The organism is Bradyrhizobium sp. 197 (assembly GCF_023073375.1).
Classification (GTDB): domain Bacteria; phylum Pseudomonadota; class Alphaproteobacteria; order Rhizobiales; family Xanthobacteraceae; genus Bradyrhizobium.
In genome coordinates this window covers 141,775-166,827 of sequence record NZ_JADPJJ010000092.1, presented here as the reverse complement: position 1 = coordinate 166,827, position 25,053 = coordinate 141,775, and the positions used below count along the sequence as shown (strand labels likewise).

Genomic DNA, 25,053 nt, shown 5'->3' with positions numbered 1-25,053 from the left:
AATGACGGAGAGGCTCAAGTTGCGCCCGCCTCACGCGCCAAAATCCCTTCCTCGATCGCCTTGATCTGGAGTGCGAGATATTTCGAGTTGATCCGGCATTGTGCGAGGCTGCCGGCGATGAACCAGAGGCCGGGCTGCCTGGTGCGCGCATACATGTTGCGCAGCTCGAGGCCGTCGCCAAAGCCCCAGATCGGGCCGACCCGGTCGGCGACGTCGTCGCCGAACAGTTTCCGCACCAGATATTCCTGCGTCTTGTAACCGGTCGAGAGCACGATCAGGTCGGCCGGAAGGGTCGTGCCATCCTTCATTCGCGCGCCCTCGGTGACGAAACCCTCGATATCGGAAAACTGCCTGAGCTTGATCGCGCCTTCGGCGATCAGGTTGGAGCATCCGACGTTGAAGTAATAGCCGCCGCCGCGGGTGAGGTATTTGAACTGCCAGCCGGTGCCGGCCTCGCCGAAATCGAGCCTGAAGCCGACGCGGGAGAGTCCGTCGAGCAGCTCCTTGTCGAGCTCCTTCGACTGCTCCGTCAGCATCACATGGGTCTTCTTCGCGAGCGGCGTCGGCATCGAGGTCGCGATCAGATCATTGTCCTCGAGCGTGCCTTCGTTGTAGGTGGCATAAGCAAGTTGGGCCGACGGCTCGATATTGGTGACGAGCGTGGGTGAACGCTGCACCAGCGTTACTTCCGCGCCACTGGAATGAAGATCCTGCGCGATGTCGTGGCCGCTATTGCCGGTGCCGATGACGATGGCGCGCCTGCCTGTCCAGTTCTCGCCGTCCTCGTAGCGGCTCGAATGCAGCAGCGTGCCCTTGAAGTTATCGAGGGTCGGAATAACAGGCACATTTGCGATGCCGCTGACGCCGGTCGCCATCACCACATGGCGCGGATGCATGATGCGCTTGCTGCCGTTGGCGTGCCGCAGTGTGACCGTCCAGTGGCCTTTTGCATCGTCGTAGGCGCCGCCCTCGAATTCGGTGCCGGTCCAGAAGTTCAGCTCCATCGCATCGACGTAAGCTTCGAACCAGTTGGCGAGTTTGTCCTTGGGGATATAGGTCGGCCAGCTCGGCGGAAACGGCATGTAGGGCAAATGATTGACCTGCACCTGGTTATGCAGGGTCAGCGCGTGATAGCGCTTGCGCCAATTGTCCCCGATCCGCGCCTCGCGATCGACGATCAGGGTGTCGACCCCCAACTGCTTCAACCTTGCCGCAATCGCAAGGCCGGCCTGGCCGCCGCCGACCACCAGCACGATGGGATCGCGATTAGTGTAGTCACACGAGGCGTTGCGCAGGTCGAGCCAGTTCGGCCCGCGGAAGTCGCGCGAATAGGCCTGGCCGCGCGGCCGCGAGGTGCCGAGCTGTTCCTCGAACCCTTTGAGCTCGTCGAGCGCGGTGAGCAGCGTCCACGCTTTCAACCGGTCGCCGTCGGCAGCGTCGGGCATAAGCCTGACGATGCCGCTGCCGCGTCCCAGTACGGTTTCGAAATTGAAGATTGCTTCGATATTGCTGGTGCCGGCGCGCGTCACCCAGCGCGGCGGCGCACGGTTCGGTGCGATCTTGAAGCTGCCCGGCGCGACCTTTGCCGCAAGCGTTGTCAGCTCCCGCTTGATCGAGTCGCGGCCGGCGATAGTTTGCAGGTTCCAGCTCAGTGCCAGCACGTCGCGCCAATAGCTTTCGACCAGGAACAGCCCATCCAGCGTGCCGGCCTCACCCAGCGTGCGCTCGAACTGATCAAGCCAGGCTTGCGCAGATGCATAAATATCCTTGGTCTTGTCGAGCATGCGCGACCTCTTGCCGTCTTCGCGGCGTTTCCTCTGAGGTCGACGCTATACTGGATAAGCCTACGCCAAAAGCGCTTTACCCGAGCAGCGAGAGCATGTGGCCCTGCTCAGGCGGAATACGGCCCTTCAGCGTGTCGAGGTAGATTTGTCGCACCGCCTCGGGGCCGTGGCTATCGACCACGGTCAGGCTTCTCTCCAGGAGCGACGCAAAGCCGGACCATGCCGTACCAAAACGTTGCTCGATGCCGCCCGGGCCCCATTCCTTGGCGCGCTTGCGGATCTGGTCGGGCGCGAAGAACCAGCGCGGTTTGGCACCGGGTAATTCGCCTTCGTCGGCGTCAGTGGCGCGATGCGTCAATCCGACGCGCACCGAGCATTTCATCCGCTCACCGAAATGTCGGTGCAGTCCGGCGCGCAACGCACTGTTGCCGGCCATGTCGACAAAGGCGACGGGAACGTCCGGCGGCAGCGACGTCACGCGGTCATAGGTGACGATCTGGTCATAGCGGCCGAGCGACGTGACAAAGTCCGTGTTCCCGGCCGAGGTCAGTCCGATCACCCTACGGCCGCGCGTGTGCAGGAGATGTGCGAGCCCGAACGCGGTCTTGCTTGAAGCGCTCGACAGCAGCACGGTCCGCGCGCCGAAATCGTCGTTCTCGGCGAGAAAATCGTCGACCAGGAACGACAGCATGAATAGCGGCCGCAGCAGCGCCTGAAGGTCGCCCTGATGGCCGGCAAAGGCAGGATCGCCCGTAACGCGGGAATAGAGATTGTAGACCGGCGACACCTGCTTGCGATGCTCGGCGCCGTCACGAAGAGCGCGCTTGTTGACGTCCGCGGCCTCAATGACGAGATGCGTCGCCATCGGGAAATAGCCGAACAGCCGCTCGCCCACGGCGACGTTCGGATGCCTGGAGGCAATCACCTCGCCAAAGCCCCACACCGGAATGTTGCCAAAACCGTTCGGCGCGGGAAAGAGCTGCCAGTATTTCAACTCGTCGCCCATCACCGCATAAGTAATGTTGTTGGCGGTGAAGGCGAAGCGCTCGACCTTCACGAGCAGGGCGTCAGGCGGCAGCGCATCCGCGCCGGGAAGCTCGGTCGCGATCACCTTGCACTGGTCGAGGTCATCTTTCGCAACGACGAAGTCGATCGATGTCATGGCTTTGATCCCGGCTCTGTTCGTCGGCATCTCATCATTCACCGATGATGCTTTTGCAACAGCAACATAGTTTAAAACGCCGTTCGGCTGCTCAGGCCGTCAGCACGCCCTCGCGCTTTTTCACCGCACGGTAGTAGCTCCACCACAGATGCGCGGCGGCGCCGCGCAGGGGACGCCAGGGTTCGGCGAGCGGCACCATCTGCTTCTCCGTCGGCCGCGCCGGCAAACCCAGCCCGATGCGGATGCCTTCCTGCACGGCGAGGTCGCCGGCCGGCCAGGCGTCGCCATGGCCGAGGCAGAACAGCAGATAGACGTCTGCGGTCCAGGGGCCGATGCCGGGCAGCGAAATCAGCGTGTGATGCGCGGCGTCGGCATCTTCCTCCGCCAGCACGTCGAGGTTCACGCGCTCCGCGATGATCTCGCGCGCAAGATGTTTCAGCGTCTTGATCTTGGCGGCGGACAGACCGAGCCGCCCTAGCCGGTCGGTGCGGGCGCGGCGCACCGCCTCATGATCGAACGGATCAAACGCTGTGGACAGCCGCCCCCAGATCGCCGCGGCGCTCGCGGTCGAGAGCTGCTGCCCGCAGATGATATGCGCGATCCCGGCAAAACCCGGCTCGCGCCGCCGCAATGCCGGCATGCCGGCCGTCGCGAGCACCGGCTTGAGCCGCGGATCGCGCTTGATCAGAGCGTGGACGGCCTCTTCGAGATCGGACTGGGTTTCGAGGTGGATGGTCATTGCTTGCTCAACTCGTCATGCGCGGGCTTGACCCGCGCATCCATCTCCTATCGTAACAGAGTCTTGGAAGATGGATGATCGGGTAAGCCCGGCCATGACGAGATCTGTGCATATGTCGCCACCCGTTTTCCGATTTGCCCCCAGTCCGAACGGCTACCTGCACCTCGGCCACGCCTATTCGGCGCTGTTGAATTCCGACCGCGCGCGCGACGCCGGCGGGCGGCTGTTGCTGCGGATCGAGGATATCGATGCGACGCGCTGCCGGCCGGAGTTCGAGACGGCGATCTACGAGGACCTCGCCTGGCTCGACATCGCCTGGGAGACGCCGGTGCGGCGGCAGTCGGAGCATCTCGGCGAGTATCGCGCGGCGCTGGACAGGCTCTCGGCGCTCGGCGTGGTCTATCCCGCCTTCGAAAGCCGCGCCGAGATCGCAAGGCGGGTTGCGGCCCGCGAAGCGGATGGGCCATGGCCGCGCGATCCCGACGGCGCGCCGCTCTATCCCGGCGACGGAAAATCGCTGTCCGCCGGCGAGCGCGAGCGGCTCATCGACATCGGTGCGCCTTATGCGCTTCGGCTCGACATGGCGGCCGCCTGCCGCCGCGCCGCCGGCCTGACCTGGAACGAGCTGGGCGTGGGGCCCGATGGTGAGCGCGGCATCGTCCCGGCGCGGCCAGAAGCCTGGGGCGACGTCATTCTGGCCCGCAAGGAGACCCCGACCAGCTACCATCTGTCGGTGGTCGTCGACGACGCGCTCCAGGGCGTCAGCGAGATCGTACGGGGCCAGGACCTGTTTCACTCCACCTCGGTGCACCGCCTGCTTCAGATACTGCTCAGCCTGCCGGAGCCCGCCTACCACCATCACCGGCTGATTTGCGACGAGATGGGGCGGAAGCTGTCGAAATCGACCCGGGCGACCGGTCTGCGCGAGTTGCGCGCGGCAGACGTCACGCCGGCCGGTATCCGCCGGTTGGTGGGATTAGGTTAAGTTTCTCTGGGGGTTAGCCAAACGCCGCCGTGACTCCGGGCGTGCCGCCATGCCATGCTCGCGCGACGGCCCGGGGTTCGAAGGGGATACTTCGAAGGGGAGTTATGGCGGCGAAAACGCGCGCAGCGCGCACTACGCGGACGTCCAAGCGAGTGGCTCGGAAGCGGTCAGGGCCGGCCGCCCGGCTGCCTAAGCGCAGCACCAAGGCGGCCAAGCCGGACGTAGTCCAGGCCGCGCTTGCCGCCTTTGCCCATGAAGTCCGCACCCCCCTGACCGGTATTCTCGCGATCAGCGACCTGCTCGCGACCTCCGATCTCGGCGAGCGGGAACGGCGCTGGGCCGACACGATCAAGGCCGGTGCCGAGCATCTGGCCAGCCTTGCCACTCTGTTCGTGGATGCGGCCAGATCCAGCAAGGGGGCCGGCAAGGGGGTCGGGGGTGGAAGCACGCTGCGGCAGGATTTGTTCGACCTGCGGACGCTGGCCCGCAACGCCGGCGATTCGCTGGCCGGTCGCGCTGCGGCCAAGGGCCTCCAGGCCGAGGTCGACATCTCCGAGAAGCTGCCGGGGCTGGTGGTCGGTGATCCCGTCCGCCTTCGGGCAGCACTCGAGAATCTGATCGACAATGCCGTGAAATTCACCGAGCACGGCGGCGTGGCGCTCGCGGTCGCGCCTTGGCGTTCCGCCAAGAGCAAGGACAAGAGCAAGGGCAAAACAAAGGGCAAAGGCAGGGTCGGTGTCGCCTTCGCGGTGTCCGACAGCGGCATCGGCCTCACCATGGCCGAGATCAAGCGGCTGTTCCGCCCGTTCACCCAGGCCAATGTCACCATCGCCTCGCGCTTCGGCGGCGCGGGCTTGGGCCTGTCCTCGGTGAAGCAACTGGCGCGCGCGATGGGCGGCGACATCACCGTCGCCCCACGTCGTGGTGGCGGCGCCACCTTCACGCTGACGATGTCACTGGACGCGACGGGATCGGGCAAGCCCCGCAAATCGAAGGGCGAAGCCGAGGCGGATGCGGTCGCGGCGCTGCGCGTGCTCAGCGTCGAGGATAATCCGTTCGGCCGCGTCGTGCTCAACACCATTTTGACAGAGCTCGGCCATCATGCCGAATTCATCGGGCGCGGCGAAGACGCGGTGAACCGGCTCGCGCAGGGTGCGTTCGACGCGGTGCTGATGGATATGGTGTTGCCTGGCATCAATGGCGTCGAGGCGATCAGACGGATCCGCACCATGGCAACGCCGCTGGCTCAGATCCCCATCATCGGGGTGTCCGGTCGCGGCGAGGACGAAGTCGCCTCACGCGAGGCCGGCGCCGACGCTTTTCTGGTCAAGCCTGTGTCTCCGCGGGCTTTAGCGACTGCGCTGCTTGAAGCGACACGCCGTGAGGAAGCCGCGACTTGATGATCGCGGCGTTGAGCTCGCCGCCGAAAACGAAGATCGCGGCGATGAAGTACAGGAACACCAGCGCGATGATCACCGAGGCGAGCCCCGCATACATCGTCACGTAATTGTTGGCGAAGCGCGCCAGATATTGCCCGAACACGATGCCTGATATCAGCGACGCCACGATGGTGAACACGATGCCGGGCAGGATCTGGAGGAAGCCGCGCCGCCCCGCCGGCAGCCAGGCGTGCAGGATGAGCAGCGCCACCACCAGCGCGCCCACGGTGATGCCGTAGCGCAGCCAGGTGAGGATGCTCTCGTTGGACTCGACGAACAGCGGAATGTGGCGCCGCGCCGCCTCGATGAGGAGCGGGCCGAGCACGATCAGGAACGCCATGGCAAGTGCTGTGAAGGCGGCGACCAGCGTGTAGCCGATCGACTCCAGACGTAGCCAGTACCAGCGCCGCATCTCGACCACCGCATAGGCGCGGTTCAACGCGACCCTGAGTGCCTCGACGCCGTTCGACGCGAAGTAGACCGACAGCACTGCGCCGACGGTCAGTACGCCGGAGCGGGTCGTGGTGAGAACGTCGTGCACCTCGCCCGAGATCGAATCGGAGACTTGCTTGGGCCAGACCTGAAGCATCAGGCTTGCGGCCTGGTCCGCGAGTTCCTTGGAGCCGAAGAAGCCGGCCAGCGAGGTCAGCACGATCAGGAACGGGAACAGCGCCATCAGCGTCGACAGTGCGATGTGGCTCGCGATCGCCCAGCCATCGTCGGCCAGGAACGTGTAGAACGCGTCCATCACGACGACGTAGATGGTGCGGATCGCCTTCACGCGCCACCTACACTGCTGTTGCCACTTCTTCTTGCCGCGCGCGGGGAGCGCATTCCGGCCTCGCCCCGCAAGCGGGGATCGGCGAGGAGGATGGGCAATTCGCGCAAATCCAGATTCATCCAGCTAGCTTCTGATATTATTGGCTTAAAAGCCAGATCGGGAACGCCATGGCGGACCGGCGCGCAGGGTGTTATCTACCCTCGGATGGCATCCCTCCTGAGTACTTTCATCCTGCCGATCGCGGTCGGCGCCGTGGCGTTGGTGCTGCTGCTCGGTCTCATCAACATGATGCGCGGCGGCTCGCCCAACACCTCGCAGAAGCTGATGCGCTGGCGCGTGCTGCTTCAGTTCGTGGCGATCGTCATCGCGATGCTCGCCGTGTGGGCGATGGGGCGTTAACATGGTCGTGCTCAACCGCATCTATACGAAAACCGGTGACGACGGCACGACAGCGCTCGGCTCGGGCGAGCGCCGGCCGAAATACGATCTGCGCATCGAGGCCTATGGCACGGTCGACGAGACCAATGCTGCGATCGGCGTCGTTCGTCTGTACACAAAGGACGCGTCCGAGCTCGACGCGATGCTCGGGCGGATCCAGAACGATTTGTTCGATCTCGGCGCCGACCTTGCGGTCCCGGAGCGTGAAGGCAAAGCCGAGCGGCTGCGGGTGGTGGCGAGCCAGGTTGAGCGGCTGGAGCGCGACATCGACGCGCTCAACGACAAGCTGATGCCGCTGACTTCCTTCGTGCTGCCGGGCGGGACGCCGGTCGCCGCCTACCTACACGTCGCCCGTACGATTTGCCGCAGGGCGGAACGCGTGATGGTGGAACTGGCAGCCCGGCCCGGCGAGCCCGTCGGCGCGGCTGGCATCCAGTATATGAACCGTTTGTCCGACTTTCTGTTCGTGGCCAGCCGTGCTGCCAACCATGACGGCGCCGGCGACGTGCTCTGGGTTCCCGGGCAGAATCGCTGACCCATTGAGGGGCATACTTCTGGGGGCAAAATTAGCCCCCTTCGCGCGTTGACCGGGCCTGATCAGGCCTTTAGGTTCCGCGCCAGTTGATAACCCCCTCCTGAATTGAGTGAAAGAGGATCGATGAAGGTCTTGGTGCCGGTAAAGCGGGTGGTCGATTACAACGTCAAGGTTCGCGTCAAGAGCGATGGATCGGGCGTTGAACTCGCCAACGTCAAAATGTCGATGAACCCGTTCGACGAAATCGCAGTCGAGGAAGCGCTGCGCCTGAAGGAAGCCGGCAAGGCGACCGAAGTCGTGGTGGTCTCCATCGGACCGGCGCAGGCGTCGGAAACGATCCGCACCGGTCTCGCCATGGGCGCCGATCGCGGCATCCTGGTGAAGGCCGACGGCGCGGTCGAGCCGCTCGCGGTCGCCAAGATACTGAAGAAGATCGCAGACGAAGAGCAGCCGGGCCTGATCATTCTCGGCAAGCAGGCGATCGACGACGACAGCAACCAGACCGGCCAGATGCTGGCCGCGCTGCTCGGCTGGTCACAGGCGACCTTTGCATCGAAGCTCGAGGTCGATGGTTCTGACTTCAAGGTCACCCGCGAAGTCGACGGCGGCTTGCAGACAGTGAAGCTGAAGGGACCGGCGATCGTCACCACCGATCTCCGTCTCAACGAGCCGCGCTACGCCTCGCTGCCCAACATTATGAAGGCCAAGAAGAAGCCGATCGCGGACAAGAGCGTTGCCGACTACGGCGTCGACGTCACCGCACGCCTCGAAGTTCTCAAGACGACGGAGCCCGCGGGCCGCAAGGCCGGCGTCAAGGTCAAGGACGTCGCCGAGCTGGTGTCGAAGCTCAAGAACGAAGCCGGGGTGCTCTGATGACGACGTTGCTGATTGCCGAAAACGAACAGGAGGTCCTCAAGGACTCCACCAACAAGGCGCTGACCGCAGCTTCCCAGCTCGGCGGTGACGTCCACGTGCTGGTTGCCGGCGGCGGGCAGGGCACCAAGGCTGCGGCGGATACTGCCGCGAAGCTTGCCGGAGTCGCCAAGGTGCTCGTCGCCGAGGGCGACCTCTACGCGCACGATCTTGCCGAGCCGCTGGCCGCCCTGATCGTCTCGCTGGCCCCGTCCTATGACGCGTTCGTCGCTCCCGCGACTTCGCGCTTCAAGAACGTGATGCCGCGCGTCGCCGCGCTGCTCGACGTCATGCAGGTCTCGGAGATCACCAAGGTGGTCGCCCCCGACACCTATGAGCGCCCGATCTATGCCGGCAACGCCATCCAGACGGTGAAGTCGAAGGACGCCAAGAAGGTCATCACGGTGCGCACCTCCACCTTCGCTGCGGCGGGTGAAGGCGGCAACGCGTCGGTCGAAAGCGTCGCAGCGGCCGCCGATCCGGGCCTGTCGTCCTTCGTCGGCGAGGAAGTCGCCAAGAGCGACCGTCCGGAGCTGACCTCGGCCAAGATCATCGTTTCCGGTGGTCGTGCCATGCAGAGCCGTGAGAACTTCGCAAAGTACATCGAGCCGCTCGCCGACAAGCTCGGCGCCGGCGTCGGCGCTTCGCGGGCGGCGGTGGATGCCGGCTATGCGCCCAACGACTGGCAGGTCGGCCAGACCGGCAAGGTCGTGGCCCCCGAGCTTTATGTCGCGATCGGCATTTCAGGCGCGATCCAGCATCTGGCCGGTATGAAAGACTCCAAGGTGATCGTCGCGATCAACAAGGACGAGGACGCGCCAATCTTCCAGGTTGCCGATTACGGCCTGGTCGCTGACCTCTACCAGGCGGTTCCGGAGCTGACGGCCGAACTCGGCAAGCTCGGCAAGTAAAACGCGTAAAAACACCGGCCGGAGGTATAAACTCCGGCCGGTGTTGCTTTTTGAGGCGTTTTCTTTGGCGTGGGGCACGCCTTCGAAGCGATCCAATCTAGGTTTCGAGGCAGGATTCTGATCTAATCGAGTTTCTGATTAAATCAGACTTCCCGGCTCAGGGGATAGGCAGGCGCGGTTAGCAGCGCGCCGTTCCGGTGGATGATATTATGGCGGCAGTAATCAAGAAGGTCGGCGTGATCGGCGCTGGGCAGATGGGCAGTGGCATCGCGCATGTCGCTGCGCTGGCCGGTTTCGACGTCGTGCTCAACGACATTTCGGCCGACCGCCTCAAGTCAGGCATGGCCACGATCAACGGCAATTTGGCGCGCCAGGTCTCCAAGAAGGCCGTCAGCGAGGACGACAAAGCCACGGCGATGGCGCGTATCGTGGCCGGCGAGAAGCTGGACGATCTCGCGGACTGCGATCTCGTGATCGAGACCGCGGTCGAGAAGGAAGAGGTCAAGCGCAAGATTTTCCACGAGCTCTGTGCGGTGTTGAAGCCGGAGGCGATCGTCGCCTCCGATACCTCCTCGATCTCGATCACGCGGCTTGCCGCCGCCACCGACCGGCCCGAGCGCTTCATCGGCATTCACTTCATGAATCCGGTGCCGCTGATGGAGCTGGTGGAGCTGATCCGCGGCATCGCCACCGACGACCACACCTTCGAGGCGTCCAAGGAATTCGTCGCCAAGCTCGGCAAGCAGGTCGCGGTCTCCGAGGATTTCCCGGCCTTCATCGTCAACCGCATCCTGCTGCCGATGATCAACGAGGCGATTTACACGCTGTACGAAGGCGTGGGTAACGTCGAGGCGATCGACGCGGCGATGAAGCTCGGGGCGCATCATCCGATGGGCCCGCTGGAGCTCGCCGATTTCATCGGCCTCGATACCTGTCTGTCCATCATGCAGGTGCTGCACGAGGGTCTCGCCGACTCCAAATATCGTCCGTGCCCGCTGCTGGTGAAATACGTCGAGGCGGGCTGGCTCGGCCGCAAGACCCAGCGCGGCTTCTACGACTACCGCGGCGCTAAGCCGGTTCCGACAAGGTAGAGGGGTCTTGTGCCCCGGACGCAGCACGAACCGCTGCAGGCCGGGAGCCCAGAGGCCGCGTGCAGGCTGAAGCATGGATCCCGGCTCTGCGTCGCGTCATAGCATGCCGCGCCGCGTCCGGGACGCGGGCACCGCCCATCCTGCCTGCATCCGCTTCGTGACAATTCATGTCGCGTTAACCGCTCGCCTCTAGGTTACGCCCAGTACGAGGGTTCGCGTAATGGACATGATGGCGATGGTCAGCAGCATGCTGGCCGCTCAGCAAGGCGCGCTGCAGTCGAATATCTCGGCGACGCTGATGAAGCAGAGCGCGGATGCGGAGAAATCCACCGTCCTGACGCTGCTCGGCGCCGGACAACCTTCGCTCGCCAATGTCGGTGCCGGCGTCGGCGGCAATCTCAATATTTCCGCCTAGAACGCCGCGGCGGCTTTGCCTGTCGCAGCCCGGATCAGCTTGAGCGCGTCCTCGCTTGCCCATTCCGCAGGTCCCGCGATCGTCGCGATCTCGCAACCTTGCGGGTCGACCAACACCGAGGTGGGCATGCCCAGCGCCCGGCCTATCGCCTTAAGATCCTGAAAAACCTTGGCTTTCTGATCGTTGAAATAGCCGAGCCGGGTCAGGCTGGCCTCTTTCAGGAAGGTCTTGGGCTTCTCGGAGTCGCGGGTGTCGATATTGATCGCCACCACCTCGAAATTGGGGCCTGAAAGCTTGCCCTGAAGCTCGTCCAGCGCCCGCATCTCCTTGCGGCAGGGCACACACCAGGTGGCCCAGAGATTTACCAGAAGCGTCTTGCCGCGGAAGTCGGACAGCTTCTTCGGCTTGCCGTCGGCGTCCTCGAAGGCGAGGTCCGGCAGCTTCAACGGCGCGCTCGCCATGGTCAGGGCCGCCAGCTCGCCATGGGCGAGGGGGGCGATCCTCGAGGCCGTCGCCACGGCCGCCCGGCAGGCCGGATCGCCGGATGGAGCCCGGCTCAGGCCCAGCCCGTACAGCGCAGCAAAGCCTGCCAGGCCCCCGACCACCACGGTGGCGATGACGACGGGGATCCGGCGCGTGGCTAACCGCGCTTTCCTTGGGTCGAGCATGTCGTTGGGGTCGAGCATATCGTTTGTCATCCGGTCGCAGATATGGCTATCAGAGGCCTCTTAATACGGCTGGCAGCCGTCAGCAAACGTGCGGCGGCGACAGGCAAGGCGTGAGCAGGCGATCATGAGCAACAAGATGTGGGGCGGCCGGTTCTCGGAACGTCCCGATGAGATCATGGAAGAGATCAACGTTTCCATCGACGTCGATCGTCACCTCTTTGCCCAGGACATTGCCGCGTCCAAGGCCCACGCCGCGATGCTTGCCGCACAGGGCATCATCACGGCCTCTGATGCGAAAAATATCGGCAAGGGTCTAGACACGATTTTGTCAGAGATCGGCAAGGGCAGCTTCGAATTCAAGCGTGCGCTCGAGGACATTCACATGAATGTCGAGAGCCGCCTGTCCGAGCTGATTGGCCCGGCCGCCGGCCGTCTCCACACCGCGCGCTCGCGCAACGATCAGGTCGCGACCGATTTCCGTCTCTATGTCCGCGATGTTCTCGATGCGACCGACGCCGCGCTCGCCGCGTTCCAACAGGCGCTGGTGGAGCGCGCGCTGGAGCATGCCGGAACGGTCATGCCCGGCTTCACTCATCTGCAGACCGCGCAGCCCGTGACCTTCGGTCATCATCTGCTCGCTTATGTCGAGATGGCCGCGCGCGATCGCGGCCGTTTCCAGGATGCGCGCAAGCGGCTGAACGAATCTCCGCTCGGAGCTGCCGCGCTCGCCGGCACCTCATTCCCGATCGATCGGCACGCCACGGCGAAGGCGCTCGGTTTTGATCGTCCGATGGCGAACTCGCTCGATGCGGTTTCCGATCGCGACTTCGTGCTGGAGACGCTGTCGGCGGCCTCGATCTGCGCCGTGCACATGTCGCGCTTTGCCGAGGAGATCGTGATCTGGACCTCGCCGCTGGTGGGCATGATCCGCCTCAGCGACAAGTTCACCACCGGATCTTCGATCATGCCGCAGAAGCGGAATCCTGACGCCGCCGAGCTGGTGCGTGCCAAGACCGGCCGCGTCATCGGCGCGCTCAACGGCCTGCTGATCGTGATGAAGGGTCTGCCGCTCGCCTATCAAAAGGATATGCAGGAGGACAAGCAGGGCGCCATGGAAGGCTTCGCCGCGCTGTCGCTCGCGATCCGCGCCATGACCGGCATGGTCCGCGATCTCGTCCCCGATGAAGCGAAGATGAAGCTTGCTGCAGGCGAAGGCTACGCCACCGCGACCGACCTTGCCGACTGGCTGGTGCGGACGCTGAAGATGCCGTTCCGCGAGGCCCACCACGTCACCGGCCACATCGTCGCGAAAGCCGCCGAGGGCGGCGTGGCACTGCACGAGCTGCCGCTGAGGGAGATGCAGGCGATCGAACCTGACATCACAAAGGACGTGCTCGGCGTGCTCTCGGTCGAATCGTCGGTGAAGAGCCGGACCAGCTTTGGCGGCACCGCGCCGAAGAACGTGGCATCGCAGGCCAAGGCCTGGCTGAGGCGGTTGGAAAAAGAGCGAAAATTGGGCTGAGGGGCAAAATTTCGCTTATGTTTCATGGTCATCCGGCTCTCGCCAGAGCGCGCCAATCTCTGTATGGTGCGCCGCATAGTGGGGATTTCGTCGTGACGTCAAAGTTTCGCCCGGCCGGCTCGGGGTGGGCCATCATTGTCTTGAGCCTGATGGCGCTCGCGCTTGCCGGCTGTGGCCGCAAGGGCCCGCTGGATCTGCCGCCGACCGCCTCCAGCGCGTCCACGGCCAACGTCGCGCCGCCGACCGACACCGAGACCGAAGCCCAGAAGACGCCGAGCGTGTTCAATCCCACCTACGGCGCGGACGCCGCACCGGCGGCGACCAAGGGCAAAAAGAGACCGTTCATCCTCGACCCGCTCCTGGACGAAAGACCCAGCCGATAGGCTGGGGCAACCGAGCCAACACCATGAACCATTTCGACTATCGCAACGGCGTGCTGCACGCCGAGGCGGTTAACCTGTCCGAGCTGGCTGCAACCGTCGGCACGCCGTTCTATTGCTATTCGACCGCAACGCTTGAGCGGCACTATCGCGTTTTCACCGACGCCTTCGCCGGCGAGAAGGTGCTGGTCTGTTACGCCATGAAGGCGAACTCCAACCAGTCGGTGCTGCGCACGCTGGCCAAGCTGGGGGCCGGCGCGGACGTGGTCTCCGGCGGCGAATTGAAGCGCGCGCTGGCCGCCGGCATCCCGGCAAGCAAGATCCTGTTCTCCGGCGTCGGCAAGACGGAAGACGAGCTGCGAGCGGCGCTGGCCGCCAACATCCTCTGCCTCAACGTCGAATCCGAGCCCGAGCTCGAGCTGCTGTCGCGGCTCGCGACCGAGGCGGGCAAGACCGCGCGCATCTCGATCCGCGTCAATCCTGATGTCGATGCCGGCACGCACGCAAAGATTTCGACCGGCAAGTCCGAGAACAAGTTCGGCATCCCCATCGCCTATGCCCGCGAGGTCTATGCGCGCGCCGCGAAGCTGCCGGGCATCGAGGTCACAGGCACCGACGTGCATATCGGCAGCCAGATCACCGACCTCTCCAAGATGGAGATCGCGTTCCGCATCCTCTCCGAATTCGTGCAGACGCTGCGCGCAGACGGCCACAACATCTCGCATGTCGATTTCGGCGGCGGTCTCGGCATTCCTTATTACATGGATCGCGAGGCGCCGCCGGCGCCGGACGTCTATGCCGCCATGGTCAAGCGCGTCAGCCACAATCTCGGCTGCACGCTGATGTTCGAGCCGGGCCGGATGATCGTCGGCAATGCCGGCATCCTCGTCGCCAAGGTCATTTATGTGAAGCACGGTGACGGCAAGAACTTCGTCATCATCGACGCCGCCATGAACGATTTGATCCGTCCGACACTGTATGAAGCCCATCACGACATTTTGCCGGTGACACAGCCGGCGAAGGGCGCGGCCACGATCGCGGCTGACGTCGTCGGCCCGGTCTGTGAGACCGGCGACTACATCGCCCTCGATCGCACTTTGCCGACGCCGAAGCCTGGCGATCTCCTCGCCATCATGACCGCAGGCGCCTACGGCGCGGTGCAGGCCGGCACCTACAACACGCGGCCGCTGGTGCCCGAGGTGCTGGTGAAGGGCGACCAGTATGCGGTCGTGCGTCCGCGCATCGAGGTCGAGCAGCTGATCGCGATGGATACGCCGGCGCCGTGGCTGTGAGCATCACGTCGGCGCCTTGCGCCCGATGAGCGCAGACACCGTCCGCGCTCATCCAGCCGGTCGGGTGTCCGGCCTACTTCTTGAACTTGTCCCTGATCGAGGCGAGGCCGGAATCGTAGACGCCGCTCAAAGCGTCGATCGCGTCCTTCTCCTTGCCGGGAACGGGCGTGTAGATTCCGGTCCAGGTCACCACCGATACCGCCTCGCCCCTCGCGGTGACTTTGATGGTCGACTTGTACTGGCTCACCGGCAACGGGCTGGTTAGGAACGCGTAGGAATAGCTGTAGCTTCTGTCGTCGCGCCCGGTCTGCGCCTCGACGAACGCGGCCTTTCCGTCCTTGGTCACGAGCGTTCGGGTCGGCGGCGATTTGCCGTCCTCGATGCACATGCCGACCGGCGGCAGCCAGTCCTTGATCGCGCAGAATGGACCGATGACAGACCACACCTCGGCCGCTGCGCCGCTGACCTCAATGCTGCGCGTCAGGTTGGCTGCGGAAGCCGGCATCACGCCGGCGCCGAGGCCGATCACGCAAATCGCCGCCTTGTTTAGCGAGGCAAGGGGTCTGAACGCCGCTGAAACGTGCTTCTTCATATCAATCTCCGTTGTCTGATGGACCGCGACGGCGGCCGGTCTGGCTTGCAATGCCGGTCGGATAGACGATGTCCGCCGCCCGCGGCCAGTTCAGCAAATGAACCGAGCGCAATACAGAATCTGAACTAGGAAGCCGCGCGCATCGGCCCTAAGGTTCCGCTCTCGCTTGTCACGGAGGCCCGCATGACCATCGGCAGCTACAGGCAGTTCTGTCCGGTCGCGATGGCGGCCGAGATATTATGCACGCGCTGGACCGTCGTGCTGCTACGTGAGCTCGTCGCCGGCTCGACCCGGTTCAACGAGTTGCGCCGCGGCGTTCCGCGCATGTCGCCTGCGCTGCTTTCGCAGCGCCTGAAGGAGCTCGAAGCCGCAGGCATCGTCATCCGCCAGCCGTCGGCTTCCGAGCGCGGCGTGATCGAGTATCAGCTGACCGCCGCCGGACGCGAACTCGGTCCCATCGTCGAGGCGTTCGGCATCTGGGGGCAGCGCCGCATCGAATCGGATCTGTCGCTTCAGCATCTCGATGTCCAGCTGTTGATGTGGGACATGCGGCGGAATCTGAACACGACTCCGATGCCGAGCCACCGCAGCGTGCTGCAGTTCGCCTATCCGGAATTGCCTTCAACGCAGCGATTGTGGTGGCTGATTGTCGATCCCGACGACAGCGTCGACCTCTGCTCGATTGATCCCGGTTTCGACGTCGATCTTTACGTGTCGGTTGATCTGCGCACCATGACGGCGATCTGGATGGGGCTCGATACCGTGCGCGCGGCCATCGCCAGCCGGCGGATGCTGCTTACCGGCGAAAGGCAGCTTGCCGCAGCCATGCAAAGCTGGCTGGGCCTCAGCCCGTTCGCCAAGGAACGCAAGCTGGCGAGCTGATGCAGGGCGGCTCGATTCAGTATTTGTATCGCCCCGCTACAGTTCCCGTACTGGCGAGCCGCCGCCGTGTTCTGGCACCCAAGTCATGCCCGCCCCTATCAAGGCGGAGCTGAACTCGAGCCAGGAGACACGACATGACAGCGTATCTGATCGCGGACATTAAAGTGACTGACGGAAAGTGGGTGCCGGATTACGCGGCGTCCGTCCACGAACTGGTGCACAAGCACGGCGGCAAATATCTTTCCCGCAGCGGCAACGTGAAAACCCTCGAAGGTGCTCCCCTCGACACCTCCCTGATTGCTATCATGTCGTTTCCCACGGCGAAGGCAGCGGAATCCTTCGTGACCGATCCGGCCTATGGCCGCTTCGCCGCGGCGCGCCGGGGCGGCAGCGAGAGCCGCTTCCAGCTGATCGACGACACCGATCTGGCCGGCACGATTCCCTACCTCGCCAAGGCTTGAACCGCATCTTCGTAAGATATCGGACCCGGGCGCAGGCGCACACTATGCCCGGCCCACACATAGGCTTCCTTCCACGCTCGATCGACCGAGCCAAGCAGCGCAGCGCAGTGCCAGTCACCAGCGCTGCGCTTGCGCCGGTGCTAGCTGCGGGCAATTGTCCCGCCAACCACAACACCCGCCTTCTTCTCGATCGGCTTGATCGCCGCGGTGAAATCGGACTCTGCGCCTTCGGCGCTGATCACGGTCTCCCACAACCGGCCGACCGCATCGGCGACCTCCATCGACAGGCCGAGCTGCTTCATCTCCTCCAGCGCCAGCCGCACGTCCTTCACCATCAGTCCGGTGGCGAAACCGAAGTCGAACGTTCGCGGTAGCACCGCGCGCGGAAATTTGTCGCGGCTCGCGGTGTTCATGCCGGACCCGGCATTGATGACGTCGATCATCACGGCGGGATCGAGCCCGGCTTTCACGCCCATCACGACGGCTTCCGACGTCGCCACCATCGCGGTTGCCGATAGGAAGTTGTTGGCGAGCTTCATGGTCTGCGCCGCGCCTGGCTTCTCGCCGATGAAGAACACCTTCCCGATGACGTCGAGCGCGGGCTTGAGCAGTTCGAAGTCTGCTTTCGGCCCCGAGACCATCACCGCCAGCGTGCCCTTCTCGGCACCACCGACGCCGCCGGAGACAGGGCAGTCGATCTGCACGATGTCATGCTTGGCGAGCAGGCCGTGAATCTTCGCCGCCATCTGCGAGCCGACGGTGGAGAGATCGATGAAGCGTTTTACGCGGCTTCCCTCGATCACGCCGTTCGGTCCCGTCGCAACCGCGAGCGAAGCCTGCAGCGAGGGCAGGCTGGCCATGACTGTCTCGACCTGGTCGGCCACGTCTTTCGGTGATGTCGCAGCGCTGGCGCCGCGCGCCACCAGCTTGTCGAGAACCTCTTGGCGCGTGTCGAACACGATCAGCTTGTGTCCCGCCTCGATCAGCCGCCGCGCCATCGAGAAACCCATGTTTCCGAGGCCGATGAATCCGATGTCCATGGTGTTTTCCTTCCCGTCGTCATTGCGAGGAGCGAAGCGACGAAGCTTCGCTTCGCTCGCAACGACGGAGCAATAGAGTTGAGAGCGGTTTAGTCTAGCTCACGCCTTCCCATCGATGTCCGCGAACACCTCGCGCGCGATGCGAAAGCTGTCGACTGCTGCCGGCATGCCGCCATAGATTGCGACCTGCATCAGAATTTCGCGGATCTCGTCGCGGGAGACGCCGTTGGTCAGTGCGCCCTTCAGATGGGCGCGGAATTCGTGCTGGCGGTTGAGGATCGCGATCATCGCGATGTTGAGCATGCTGCGGGTCTTGCGCGGCAGCTCCTCGCGGCCCCACACCGTGCCCCAGCAATATTCGTTGAGCATCTCCTGGAACGGACGGTTGAAATCATCGACGCTCTTCAGGGCGTTGTTGACATACGCCTCGCCCAGCACCGCTTTGCGGACTTCCAGGCCCTTGTCGTGCATCTTGTCCATGGCGTTTCCTTCGGTTCCTTGGATGGCGGCGCGGAAATTAGGGGGTTGCGGCGGGGCAGTCACGTCCTCGTGTTATGCGGGAAAAGGGGTGTCTCCCGCACAGGAACGGATGCCTCAGTGCTGCCGTTGTGGTAGCTTCTCTACCGGGCAACCTGGAGAGTTGATTGAACGGCGTCATCCCCGAGCCGTCAGACCCGATCCGCGATGGCGACGCTCTGTCGCGGCTGAAGCTGGCGCAGGCCCTGAAGCGGGCCACTTATGCCATCGCGTGGGAGCGTGGCTGGCCGAATCTGGCACGGCTTCTCACCGTCGTCGGCCTGTTCCTGGTGGTGTCCTGGGCCGGCCTCTGGCTGGTGCTGCCGTTCGTTGCCCGCGCTATCGGTCTCGTCGTTTTCGCCGGAATGGCGATTGCCGTCCTGTTCCCGGTGCGTCGCTTCCGCTGGCCGAGCCGCGAGGAGGCGCTTGCCCGGCTCGACCGCGGCTCCGGCATCCGTCATCGGCCGGCCACCACCCTCACGGACACGTTGAGCTCGCGGGATCCGGTTGCGCAGGCGTTGTGGCAGGCACAGCGCGAGCGCACGCTGGCTTCGATCAAGCGCATCCGCGCCGGTCTGCCGAACCCGCGGCTCGCTCTGCATGATCCCTGGGCGCTCCGCGCGCTGGTCATGGTGATGCTGGTAGCGACCTTCTTCGCCGCCGGCGACGAGCGTGCGATGCGGCTGGGCGCAGCCTTCGACTGGAACGGCGTGCTGGCGCCGACCAACGTTCGCGTTGACGCCTGGGTCACGCCGCCGCTCTACACCGGCAAGCCGCCGGTCATCCTGTCGGCCGCCAACAAGGAGGCCGCGGCGCTGCCCGCCAGCGGCCCGCTTGCCGTTCCCGCCGGCTCGACCCTGATCGTGCGCTCCTCCGGCGGCAGCCTCGATGTCGTGATCTCCGGCGGCCTCAAGGAGGTCGCCCCCGCTGAAGCCACGCCCAAGGGCACCAACGAGAAGCATTTTGCCATCACCGGTGACGGCACCGCGCATGTCCGCGCGCCCTCCGGGCAGCCGCAATGGGCGTTTGCGGCAACGCCGGACCGCGCGCCGACGATCGCCCTTGCGAAGGATCCCGAGCGTCAGGCCCGCGGTGGGCTCCAGCTCTCCTACAAGATCGAGGACGATTACGGCGTCACCGGCGCCGCCGCGCAAATCGGCCTGCGCCCCGCCGAAGCCAAAGACGGCAGCAAGGACGCCGACACCAAGGAAGCCGACACCAAGGTCGCCGCGCGGCCGCTATTCCAGCCGCCGCAATTCCCGCTCGTACTGCCGAATGCGCGCACCCGCAACGGCGTCGGCCAGACGGTGAAGGACCTCAGCGAGGACCCCTATGCCGGCGCCGACGTCACGCTGACCCTCACCGCCAAGGACGAGGCCGGCAACGAGGCCAAAAGCGAACCCTTCAACATGCGCCTGCCCGAGCGGCTGTTCACCAACTCGCTCGCGCGCGCGCTGATCGAGCAGCGCCGCATCCTCGCGCTCGACGCCAACAAGAACTCGGATGTCTATGCCGCGCTCGACGCGCTGATGATCGCGCCCGAATTGTTCACGCCGGATGCAGGCTGCTATCTCGGCCTGCGCAGCCTGGCGCTCCAGGTGGAAGCCGCCCGCACCGACGACGCGCTGCGCGAGGTGGTGGGAAGCATGTGGGCGTTTGCGGTCACCATCGAGGACGACGGTGTCGCCGGCAGCGTCAACGCCGCGCTGCGCTCCGCGCAGGATGCGCTCAAGCGGGCGCTGGAACGCGGCGCCAGCGAGGAGGAGATCAAGGCGCTGACGCAAAAGCTGCGCGAGGCGATGGCCGGCAAGGTGCGGGATCTCGCGCGGCGCGCCGAGCAGAATCCGCTTGGACCCCGGCAGCCGTTCCCCGCAGAGGTTCAGCTCATTCTCGACAAGTCGGTCGAGCTGCGACAAAAGACCCAGCATGCCACGCCCGAGCAGCTCGAAGAGCTGGCGCAGCAGCAGGACGTCTTGCGCCAGCAGCTGCAGGCCTATCGGAAGTCGGCGGGCAGCCGGGCGAAGGGGGGCGAGGACGGGGCCAATCAGTTTACGCGGGACCGGAAATGCGGAAGCTAGCGCGCGTGCCAGCCTTGAAGGCGATGTCGATCGCCTGTCTCGCCCTCCTCCTGGGAGGCTTTCCCGCTGCGGTCTCGGCGCAGCAGGATCAGGATCCCGACGCGCTGCTCGACAGCGCGGAAAAGGCGATGCAGGAGTCCGGCGACAGTCTCAGGCAAAAGGAGTCCGGACGCAGCCTGAACAACCAATCCGATGCGATTCAGAAGCTCGAGGACTACAAGCGCGCGACGGAAAAAAGCCAATCCTCCAATCGCGATCGTTCCGTCATCACGCAACGCGACCTGGACGAGCTCTTGAAACAGATCGAGAAGGCGGCGCGCGAAGGCAATCGCGAGGCGGCCCAGCGCATGCTCGAGCAGCTCGCGCAGATCATGGAAAATCTCCAGATGGCGCAGCCCGGGCAATCCGGCGACAGCGACATGGAGCAGGCGCTCAACGAGCTCAGCGACATGATCCGCAAGCAGCAGCAATTGCGCGACAAGACTTTCAAGCAGGGCCAGGACTCCCGGCGTGAGCGCTCGCGCGGCAAGCAGCAGGGCGACCAGTCGATGTCGGACCTCCAGCAGGATCAGCAGTCGCTGCGCGACCGCCTGAAGAAGCTGCAGGACGAGCTCGCCAAGCGCGGCCTCACGCAGAAGGGGCAGAAGGGTCAGAATCAGAAAGGCCAGAAGGGTCAGCAAGGTGAGCAGGGACAGCCGGGCCAGGATGGCGATCAGGACGGCGACCAGGGTGATGACGACGGCAGTCTGGACGCCGCCGACGGGGCCATGGGCGATGCCGGCTCGCAGCTCGGCGAGGGCAATTCCGACGGTGCCGTGGACGCGCAAGGGAAAGCTCTCGACGCCTTGCGCAAGGGCGCGCAGAAGATGGCCGAGGCGATGCAGCAGGGCGATGGCGACGGGCAGGGCGATGGTCCCGGCAATCGTGCCGGTCGCCAGCAGAGCGGCGGCAATCAGACCGATCCGCTCGGTCGCCCCCTTCACGGCCGCGATCTGAGCGACGACTACACGGTGAAGATTCCCGGCGAGATCGACGCCCAGCGCGTCCGCCGCATCCTCGAAGAGCTCCGCCGCCGCTTGGGGGATAGCTCGCGCCCGCAGATCGAGCTCGACTATATCGAGCGGCTGCTGAAGGATTTTTAGAGGCTGCCGCAGCTTTCGTCGCGCGGATGAGCGCAGCGATATCCGGGGCCGCCGGTCCCGCATGTCGCTGTGCTCATGCGGGCTACAATCCTGCCCGCCGCTATGCTTTCTTCGCCGCCAGCGCATCTGCCACCGCCGTGCGGATGTCGGCGACCGAGAACGGCTTGGTCACGACGTCATGCACCAGCGCGTTGAGGTTCGAGGCGCGTTCGCGCTGGTCGGCAAAGCCGGTCATCAGCAGAATGGTCAGGTCGGGGAAATCGCGTGCGACGGAAAGCGCCAACGCGATGCCGTCCATCACCGGCATCTGGATGTCGGTGAGCAGCAGGTCGAATGCGCCGTCCGCGCGGGTCAGGATTTCAAGCGCCTCGGCGCCGTCCTGCGCGGTGACGATCTCATGGCCGTCCATGGCGATGGCGCGCGCCACCAGCTGGCGCATCGAATCCTCGTCGTCGGCGATCAGGATTTTGGGCATGAGACCAACCTTGAGACCAACCTTGAGACCAACCTTGAGACCAACCTTGGGACCAACCTCGCGACCAGCTCTTCCTGCGAGACCTGCGAAATCGATTATACGCTGCCGCCGGTGATGTCGCGCCGGTTGAAGAAGCGAACGTCGATATTGCGGCCCTCCGGCGGCGGCGAGGCCAGGCGCGAGCGGAAGAAGGCGCGCTCACCGGGCTGTAGCACGGTCTGCTCCAGAACCGTGTTCCAAGCGTAGATCTCAGCGCCTTGCGCGTCGCGCACCGCGAAGCGCAGCCTGGGAATGTCGAGCGCCTTCTTGCCCTGGCCCACGATCACGCCCTCGATCACCAGCACCTGCTTACCGTCCACGGTCTCGCTGGAGAGCTTGACGTCCTTGAAGGCCAGGCCGCGCAGGTTAATCTCGAGGCCGACTATCTTGTAGAATGCGGCTGTCTGCGGCAGCAGCCGCACCATGTCGCCGCGCCAGATCACCAGCGCCAGCACCAGCGCGCCCATGGCGGCGCAGGCTGTCGGCACGCCGAAATGGGATTTTCGCGGCGCCGTGACGGCGACCGGACGGCTCACCCGCGCGCCGCGCCGGCGGCCGAACAGGCCGCGGAACCAGGATTGGTGCTGTTCGCCGACGACTTCCTCCTCGGCGGACCGGGCCGCCGCCGACCATTCGTCCTCAGTGTCCCTCGCCTCCTCGTCCGGCCAGCCACTGGCGATCGAGGGGCTGTCGACAACGGGCGCATCGGCGGCGCCGTCGTCCCGGGCATAGGAGTTCCACTGCTCGGCGAGATCGGACTGGTCGTCGGCCTGGCTGGCCGCGGCCATTGCCGGGATGGACGCCTCCTCGATGGCATCCTCGGCATGGGCAACCCAGGTCTCCTTGCAACGGGAGCAGCGGACCGTCCGTCCGTTCACCCCGAGGCTCGCAAGCTTGATGGCGTAGGATGTCGTACAATGAGGGCAGACGATATGCATGGACGAGCCTTGATGCATGGACGGGACTTGACGATGACACGGTCGCGCAGAACCGAGGGGCAGGAATGCTGCCAATTATGCTACAGGGCGACCGTTAACGAACCGGAAACCATAACGGTCGCAAAACCCGTTGATCGCGTGTGGCGGAGCACAGCCGCGCCGCCCGCGCCCTCTCTCGAACGGAGCTGAACTTGGTTCGGTTCGAAAATGTCGGACTGCGTTACGGCCTGGGGCCCGAGGTCCTGCGCGACCTCAGCTTCCATATCCCGGCGCATTCCTTTCAATTTCTCACCGGCCCGTCCGGCGCCGGCAAAACCTCGCTGCTGCGCCTGTTGTTCCTCTCGCATCGACCGACGCGCGGCCTCGTCAATCTGTTCGGCCACGACATCTCGCAACTCGGCAAGGACGAGGTCGCGGATCTGCGCAAGCGCATCGGCATCGTGCTCCAGGATTTCCGCTTGCTCGACCACATGACGACATATGAGAACGTCGCGCTGCCGTTCCGCGTCATGGGCCGCAGCGAATCGAGCTACCGCAAGGAGGTCATCGACCTCCTGAAATGGGTCGGGCTTGGCGAGCGCATGGACGCGCTGCCGCCGATCCTATCCGGCGGCGAGAAGCAGCGCGCGGCGATCGCGCGCGCCGTGATCTCGCGGCCGCAGCTGCTGCTGGCAGACGAGCCGACCGGCAGCGTCGATCCGACGCTCGGCCGCCGCCTGCTGCGGCTGTTCATCGAGCTCAACAAATCGGGCACCGCCGTCATCATCGCCACCCACGATATCGCCCTGATGGACCAGTACGAGGCGCGCCGCTTCGTGCTGCACCAGGGACGGCTGCACGTCTATGAGTAGGCCCGACGAGCGTGGCGTGCTGGTCGACCTCGGGCAGGAGCGTCCGCAGCTGCCGGCCAAGGCGCGCAACATGTCGCCGATCGTGCCGCGCGCCTCGATCCATGGCCGCGCGCTGGTCGCCGTCGTCGCCATCATGACCTTCCTGGCGTCGATGACGACCGGCACGGTGCTGCTGGTGAGCGCCTCCGCCGCCGAATGGCAGTCGGACGTTGCAAGCGAAATCACCATCCAGGTCCGGCCGCAGACGGGACGCGATCTTGAACGCGACACCGCGGCGGTGACCGAGGCCATGCGCGCGCAAGCCGGCATCGTCGAGGTCAAGCCGTTCACCAAGGACGAGAGCGGCAAGCTGCTCGAGCCCTGGCTCGGCACCGGCCTGTCGCTGGACGATCTGCCGGTGCCGCGCATGATCATCGCGCGCGTGCAACCCGGCACGCCGCTCGATCTCGGCGCCTTGCGCGCCCGCGTGACCCAGGTGGCGCCAAGCGCCAGCGTCGACGATCACCGCGCCTGGATCGAGCGCATGCGCTCGATGACCAACGCCACCGTGCTCGCCGGCCTCGGCATCCTCGCGCTCGTCATCATCGCCACCATCATCTCGGTGTCGTTCGCGACCCGCGGCGCCATGGCGGCGAATCGTCCGATCGTCGAGGTGCTGCATTTCGTCGGTGCCAGCGACCGTTATATCGCCAACCGCTTCCTGCGCCATTTCCTCAGGCTGGGCCTGGAGGGCGGCGTCATCGGCGGCGGCGCCGCCATGCTGGTGTTCGGCTTCTCCGAGTCGATTGCAGGCTGGTTTTCCGGCACCCCCGTCGGCGACCAGTTCGCCGCGCTGCTCGGCACCTTCTCGCTACGACCGTCGGGTTACATCGTGCTCGCGGTGCAGGCCGTGCTGATCGGCGCCATCACCGCAGTCGCCTCGCGCCAGACACTCTTCGCGACACTGAACGATGTCGATTGAGGCCGATAAACCGGACTCCACTTC

Annotated in this window: 27 protein-coding genes; 17 read left to right on the top strand and 10 right to left on the bottom strand. The window is 64.9% G+C overall.

What is annotated here, in order from left to right; all coding sequences use genetic code 11:
* Positions 1-14: 14 nt before the first annotated feature.
* The 3 genes from IVB27_RS21190 to IVB27_RS21180 form a co-directional block, all read right to left on the bottom strand.
* Positions 15-1,784, bottom strand: a complete 1,770-nt coding sequence (locus tag IVB27_RS21190) for a flavin-containing monooxygenase (protein WP_247445178.1) — start codon at positions 1,782-1,784, stop codon at positions 15-17.
* Positions 1,785-1,860: 76 nt separating this feature from the next.
* Positions 1,861-2,946 (bottom strand): DUF2855 family protein, encoded by a 1,086-nt coding sequence (locus IVB27_RS21185; RefSeq protein ID WP_247445177.1) that lies wholly within the window; start codon positions 2,944-2,946, stop codon positions 1,861-1,863.
* Positions 2,947-3,037: 91 nt separating this feature from the next.
* Positions 3,038-3,685 carry a DNA-3-methyladenine glycosylase family protein gene (locus tag IVB27_RS21180; protein ID WP_247445176.1) on the bottom strand — a complete coding sequence of 216 codons (648 nt, stop codon included), beginning with the start codon at positions 3,683-3,685 and terminating at the stop codon, positions 3,038-3,040.
* 112 nt (positions 3,686-3,797) lie between these two features.
* Between IVB27_RS21180 and gluQRS the strand changes: the two genes are divergently transcribed.
* Positions 3,798-4,670 carry a tRNA glutamyl-Q(34) synthetase GluQRS gene (gene gluQRS, locus IVB27_RS21175; protein WP_247445175.1) on the top strand — a complete coding sequence of 291 codons (873 nt, stop codon included), beginning with the start codon at positions 3,798-3,800 and terminating at the stop codon, positions 4,668-4,670.
* 104 nt (positions 4,671-4,774) lie between these two features.
* Positions 4,775-6,070, top strand: coding sequence for an ATP-binding protein (locus tag IVB27_RS21170; RefSeq protein ID WP_247339895.1), 1,296 nt, complete (start codon positions 4,775-4,777; stop codon positions 6,068-6,070).
* Here the strand turns inward: IVB27_RS21170 and IVB27_RS21165 are convergent.
* Positions 5,997-6,890 carry a YihY/virulence factor BrkB family protein gene (locus IVB27_RS21165; protein WP_247339897.1) on the bottom strand — a complete coding sequence of 298 codons (894 nt, stop codon included), beginning with the start codon at positions 6,888-6,890 and terminating at the stop codon, positions 5,997-5,999. The genes IVB27_RS21170 and IVB27_RS21165 overlap by 74 nt on opposite strands.
* 204 nt (positions 6,891-7,094) lie before the next feature.
* Between IVB27_RS21165 and IVB27_RS21160 the strand changes: the two genes are divergently transcribed.
* The 6 genes from IVB27_RS21160 to IVB27_RS21135 all read left to right on the top strand — a co-directional run bounded on the left by IVB27_RS21160 (position 7,095) and on the right by IVB27_RS21135 (position 11,192).
* The gene (locus tag IVB27_RS21160) at positions 7,095-7,289 is read left to right on the top strand and encodes a twin transmembrane helix small protein (protein WP_247339988.1); all 195 of its coding nucleotides are present in this window, start codon (positions 7,095-7,097) and stop codon (positions 7,287-7,289) included.
* 1 nt (position 7,290) lies between these two features.
* Positions 7,291-7,863 (top strand): cob(I)yrinic acid a,c-diamide adenosyltransferase, encoded by a 573-nt coding sequence (locus tag IVB27_RS21155; protein ID WP_247339901.1) that lies wholly within the window; start codon positions 7,291-7,293, stop codon positions 7,861-7,863.
* Between the two features lie 123 nt (positions 7,864-7,986).
* Positions 7,987-8,736: an electron transfer flavoprotein subunit beta/FixA family protein gene (locus IVB27_RS21150; RefSeq protein ID WP_247339903.1), complete on the top strand. Its 750-nt coding sequence runs from the start codon at positions 7,987-7,989 to the stop codon at positions 8,734-8,736.
* The gene (locus IVB27_RS21145) at positions 8,736-9,686 is read left to right on the top strand and encodes an electron transfer flavoprotein subunit alpha/FixB family protein (RefSeq protein WP_247339904.1); all 951 of its coding nucleotides are present in this window, start codon (positions 8,736-8,738) and stop codon (positions 9,684-9,686) included. Before IVB27_RS21150 ends, IVB27_RS21145 begins: the two co-directional genes overlap by 1 nt.
* Positions 9,687-9,895: 209 nt before the next feature.
* Positions 9,896-10,777: a 3-hydroxybutyryl-CoA dehydrogenase gene (locus IVB27_RS21140; RefSeq protein WP_247339905.1), complete on the top strand. Its 882-nt coding sequence runs from the start codon at positions 9,896-9,898 to the stop codon at positions 10,775-10,777.
* 220 nt (positions 10,778-10,997) lie between these two features.
* Entirely contained in the window at positions 10,998-11,192 is a 195-nt protein-coding gene (locus IVB27_RS21135; protein WP_247339907.1) for a hypothetical protein, read from the top strand.
* On the opposite strand, the gene tlpA is transcribed toward IVB27_RS21135, so the two are convergent.
* Positions 11,189-11,878, bottom strand: a complete 690-nt coding sequence (tlpA, locus tag IVB27_RS21130) for a thiol:disulfide interchange protein TlpA (protein ID WP_524536497.1) — start codon at positions 11,876-11,878, stop codon at positions 11,189-11,191. The genes IVB27_RS21135 and tlpA overlap by 4 nt on opposite strands.
* Before the next feature lie 106 nt (positions 11,879-11,984).
* Here tlpA and argH point away from each other — a divergent pair, with 106 nt between their 5' ends.
* The 3 genes from argH (at position 11,985) to lysA (ending at position 15,054) form a co-directional block, all read left to right on the top strand.
* The gene (gene argH, locus IVB27_RS21125) at positions 11,985-13,382 is read left to right on the top strand and encodes an argininosuccinate lyase (protein WP_247445174.1); all 1,398 of its coding nucleotides are present in this window, start codon (positions 11,985-11,987) and stop codon (positions 13,380-13,382) included.
* 92 nt (positions 13,383-13,474) lie between these two features.
* Entirely contained in the window at positions 13,475-13,765 is a 291-nt protein-coding gene (gene lptM, locus IVB27_RS21120; protein WP_247445173.1) for an LPS translocon maturation chaperone LptM, read from the top strand.
* A gap of 23 nt (positions 13,766-13,788) precedes the next feature.
* Positions 13,789-15,054: a diaminopimelate decarboxylase gene (gene lysA / locus IVB27_RS21115; protein ID WP_247445172.1), complete on the top strand. Its 1,266-nt coding sequence runs from the start codon at positions 13,789-13,791 to the stop codon at positions 15,052-15,054.
* Positions 15,055-15,127: 73 nt separating this feature from the next.
* Here the strand turns inward: lysA and IVB27_RS21110 are convergent, their stop codons facing one another.
* Complete coding sequence (locus IVB27_RS21110; protein ID WP_247445171.1) at positions 15,128-15,646, bottom strand: SRPBCC family protein; 519 nt, start codon at positions 15,644-15,646, stop codon at positions 15,128-15,130.
* Between the two features lie 183 nt (positions 15,647-15,829).
* Here IVB27_RS21110 and IVB27_RS21105 point away from each other — a divergent pair, with 183 nt between their 5' ends.
* Together IVB27_RS21105 and IVB27_RS21100 are read left to right on the top strand one after the other, a co-directional pair.
* Complete coding sequence (locus tag IVB27_RS21105; RefSeq protein ID WP_247445170.1) at positions 15,830-16,528, top strand: winged helix-turn-helix transcriptional regulator; 699 nt, start codon at positions 15,830-15,832, stop codon at positions 16,526-16,528.
* 134 nt (positions 16,529-16,662) lie between these two features.
* Complete coding sequence (locus IVB27_RS21100) at positions 16,663-16,989, top strand: DUF1330 domain-containing protein (protein ID WP_018453248.1); 327 nt, start codon at positions 16,663-16,665, stop codon at positions 16,987-16,989.
* 140 nt (positions 16,990-17,129) lie between these two features.
* On the opposite strand, the gene IVB27_RS21095 is transcribed toward IVB27_RS21100, so the two are convergent.
* Both IVB27_RS21095 and IVB27_RS21090 read right to left on the bottom strand, forming a co-directional pair.
* Positions 17,130-18,029, bottom strand: a complete 900-nt coding sequence (locus tag IVB27_RS21095) for an NAD(P)-dependent oxidoreductase (protein ID WP_247445169.1) — start codon at positions 18,027-18,029, stop codon at positions 17,130-17,132.
* Between the two features lie 99 nt (positions 18,030-18,128).
* Positions 18,129-18,509, bottom strand: a complete 381-nt coding sequence (locus IVB27_RS21090; protein WP_247445168.1) for a carboxymuconolactone decarboxylase family protein — start codon at positions 18,507-18,509, stop codon at positions 18,129-18,131.
* A 164-nt stretch (positions 18,510-18,673) separates the two neighbouring features.
* On the opposite strand from IVB27_RS21090, the gene IVB27_RS21085 reads away from it, so the two are divergent.
* Both IVB27_RS21085 and IVB27_RS21080 read left to right on the top strand, forming a co-directional pair.
* Positions 18,674-20,623, top strand: a complete 1,950-nt coding sequence (locus tag IVB27_RS21085; RefSeq protein WP_247445167.1) for a TIGR02302 family protein — start codon at positions 18,674-18,676, stop codon at positions 20,621-20,623.
* Positions 20,611-21,765, top strand: coding sequence for a DUF4175 family protein (locus tag IVB27_RS21080; protein WP_247339921.1), 1,155 nt, complete (start codon positions 20,611-20,613; stop codon positions 21,763-21,765). Before IVB27_RS21085 ends, IVB27_RS21080 begins: the two co-directional genes overlap by 13 nt.
* A gap of 100 nt (positions 21,766-21,865) precedes the next feature.
* Here IVB27_RS21080 and IVB27_RS21075 read toward each other — a convergent pair whose 3' ends face one another.
* Both IVB27_RS21075 and IVB27_RS21070 read right to left on the bottom strand, forming a co-directional pair.
* The gene (locus IVB27_RS21075; protein WP_211381237.1) at positions 21,866-22,240 is read right to left on the bottom strand and encodes a response regulator; all 375 of its coding nucleotides are present in this window, start codon (positions 22,238-22,240) and stop codon (positions 21,866-21,868) included.
* Between the two features lie 95 nt (positions 22,241-22,335).
* Positions 22,336-23,217, bottom strand: a complete 882-nt coding sequence (locus IVB27_RS21070) for an MJ0042-type zinc finger domain-containing protein (protein ID WP_247445166.1) — start codon at positions 23,215-23,217, stop codon at positions 22,336-22,338.
* 191 nt (positions 23,218-23,408) lie between these two features.
* Here IVB27_RS21070 and ftsE point away from each other — a divergent pair, with 191 nt between their 5' ends.
* Entirely contained in the window at positions 23,409-24,068 is a 660-nt protein-coding gene (gene ftsE, locus IVB27_RS21065) for a cell division ATP-binding protein FtsE (RefSeq protein ID WP_247339925.1), read from the top strand.
* A complete protein-coding gene (locus IVB27_RS21060) occupies positions 24,061-25,029 on the top strand; it encodes a cell division protein FtsX (RefSeq protein ID WP_247445165.1) in 969 nt (322 codons plus the stop codon). Before ftsE ends, IVB27_RS21060 begins: the two co-directional genes overlap by 8 nt.
* Positions 25,030-25,053 lie beyond the last annotated feature (24 nt).

Bases quoted from the DNA above. Each gene is read 5' to 3' on its own strand.
- IVB27_RS21190 (WP_247445178.1), bottom strand. From the start codon at position 1,784: ATGCTCGACAAGACCAAGGATATTTATGCATCTGCGCAAGCCTGGCTT.
- IVB27_RS21185 (WP_247445177.1), bottom strand. From the start codon at position 2,946: ATGACATCGATCGACTTCGTCGTTGCGAAAGATGACCTCGACCAGTGC.
- IVB27_RS21180 (WP_247445176.1), bottom strand. From the start codon at position 3,685: ATGACCATCCACCTCGAAACCCAGTCCGATCTCGAAGAGGCCGTCCAC.
- gluQRS (WP_247445175.1), top strand. From the start codon at position 3,798: ATGTCGCCACCCGTTTTCCGATTTGCCCCCAGTCCGAACGGCTACCTG.
- IVB27_RS21170 (WP_247339895.1), top strand. From the start codon at position 4,775: ATGGCGGCGAAAACGCGCGCAGCGCGCACTACGCGGACGTCCAAGCGA.
- IVB27_RS21160 (WP_247339988.1), top strand. From the start codon at position 7,095: ATGGCATCCCTCCTGAGTACTTTCATCCTGCCGATCGCGGTCGGCGCC.
- IVB27_RS21155 (WP_247339901.1), top strand. From the start codon at position 7,291: ATGGTCGTGCTCAACCGCATCTATACGAAAACCGGTGACGACGGCACG.
- IVB27_RS21150 (WP_247339903.1), top strand. From the start codon at position 7,987: ATGAAGGTCTTGGTGCCGGTAAAGCGGGTGGTCGATTACAACGTCAAG.
- IVB27_RS21145 (WP_247339904.1), top strand. From the start codon at position 8,736: ATGACGACGTTGCTGATTGCCGAAAACGAACAGGAGGTCCTCAAGGAC.
- IVB27_RS21140 (WP_247339905.1), top strand. From the start codon at position 9,896: ATGGCGGCAGTAATCAAGAAGGTCGGCGTGATCGGCGCTGGGCAGATG.
- IVB27_RS21135 (WP_247339907.1), top strand. From the start codon at position 10,998: ATGGACATGATGGCGATGGTCAGCAGCATGCTGGCCGCTCAGCAAGGC.
- tlpA (WP_524536497.1), bottom strand. From the start codon at position 11,878: ATGCTCGACCCCAACGACATGCTCGACCCAAGGAAAGCGCGGTTAGCC.
- argH (WP_247445174.1), top strand. From the start codon at position 11,985: ATGAGCAACAAGATGTGGGGCGGCCGGTTCTCGGAACGTCCCGATGAG.
- lysA (WP_247445172.1), top strand. From the start codon at position 13,789: ATGAACCATTTCGACTATCGCAACGGCGTGCTGCACGCCGAGGCGGTT.
- IVB27_RS21110 (WP_247445171.1), bottom strand. From the start codon at position 15,646: ATGAAGAAGCACGTTTCAGCGGCGTTCAGACCCCTTGCCTCGCTAAAC.
- IVB27_RS21105 (WP_247445170.1), top strand. From the start codon at position 15,830: ATGACCATCGGCAGCTACAGGCAGTTCTGTCCGGTCGCGATGGCGGCC.
- IVB27_RS21100 (WP_018453248.1), top strand. From the start codon at position 16,663: ATGACAGCGTATCTGATCGCGGACATTAAAGTGACTGACGGAAAGTGG.
- IVB27_RS21095 (WP_247445169.1), bottom strand. From the start codon at position 18,029: ATGGACATCGGATTCATCGGCCTCGGAAACATGGGTTTCTCGATGGCG.
- IVB27_RS21090 (WP_247445168.1), bottom strand. From the start codon at position 18,509: ATGGACAAGATGCACGACAAGGGCCTGGAAGTCCGCAAAGCGGTGCTG.
- IVB27_RS21080 (WP_247339921.1), top strand. From the start codon at position 20,611: ATGCGGAAGCTAGCGCGCGTGCCAGCCTTGAAGGCGATGTCGATCGCC.
- IVB27_RS21075 (WP_211381237.1), bottom strand. From the start codon at position 22,240: ATGCCCAAAATCCTGATCGCCGACGACGAGGATTCGATGCGCCAGCTG.
- IVB27_RS21070 (WP_247445166.1), bottom strand. From the start codon at position 23,217: ATGCATATCGTCTGCCCTCATTGTACGACATCCTACGCCATCAAGCTT.
- IVB27_RS21060 (WP_247445165.1), top strand. From the start codon at position 24,061: ATGAGTAGGCCCGACGAGCGTGGCGTGCTGGTCGACCTCGGGCAGGAG.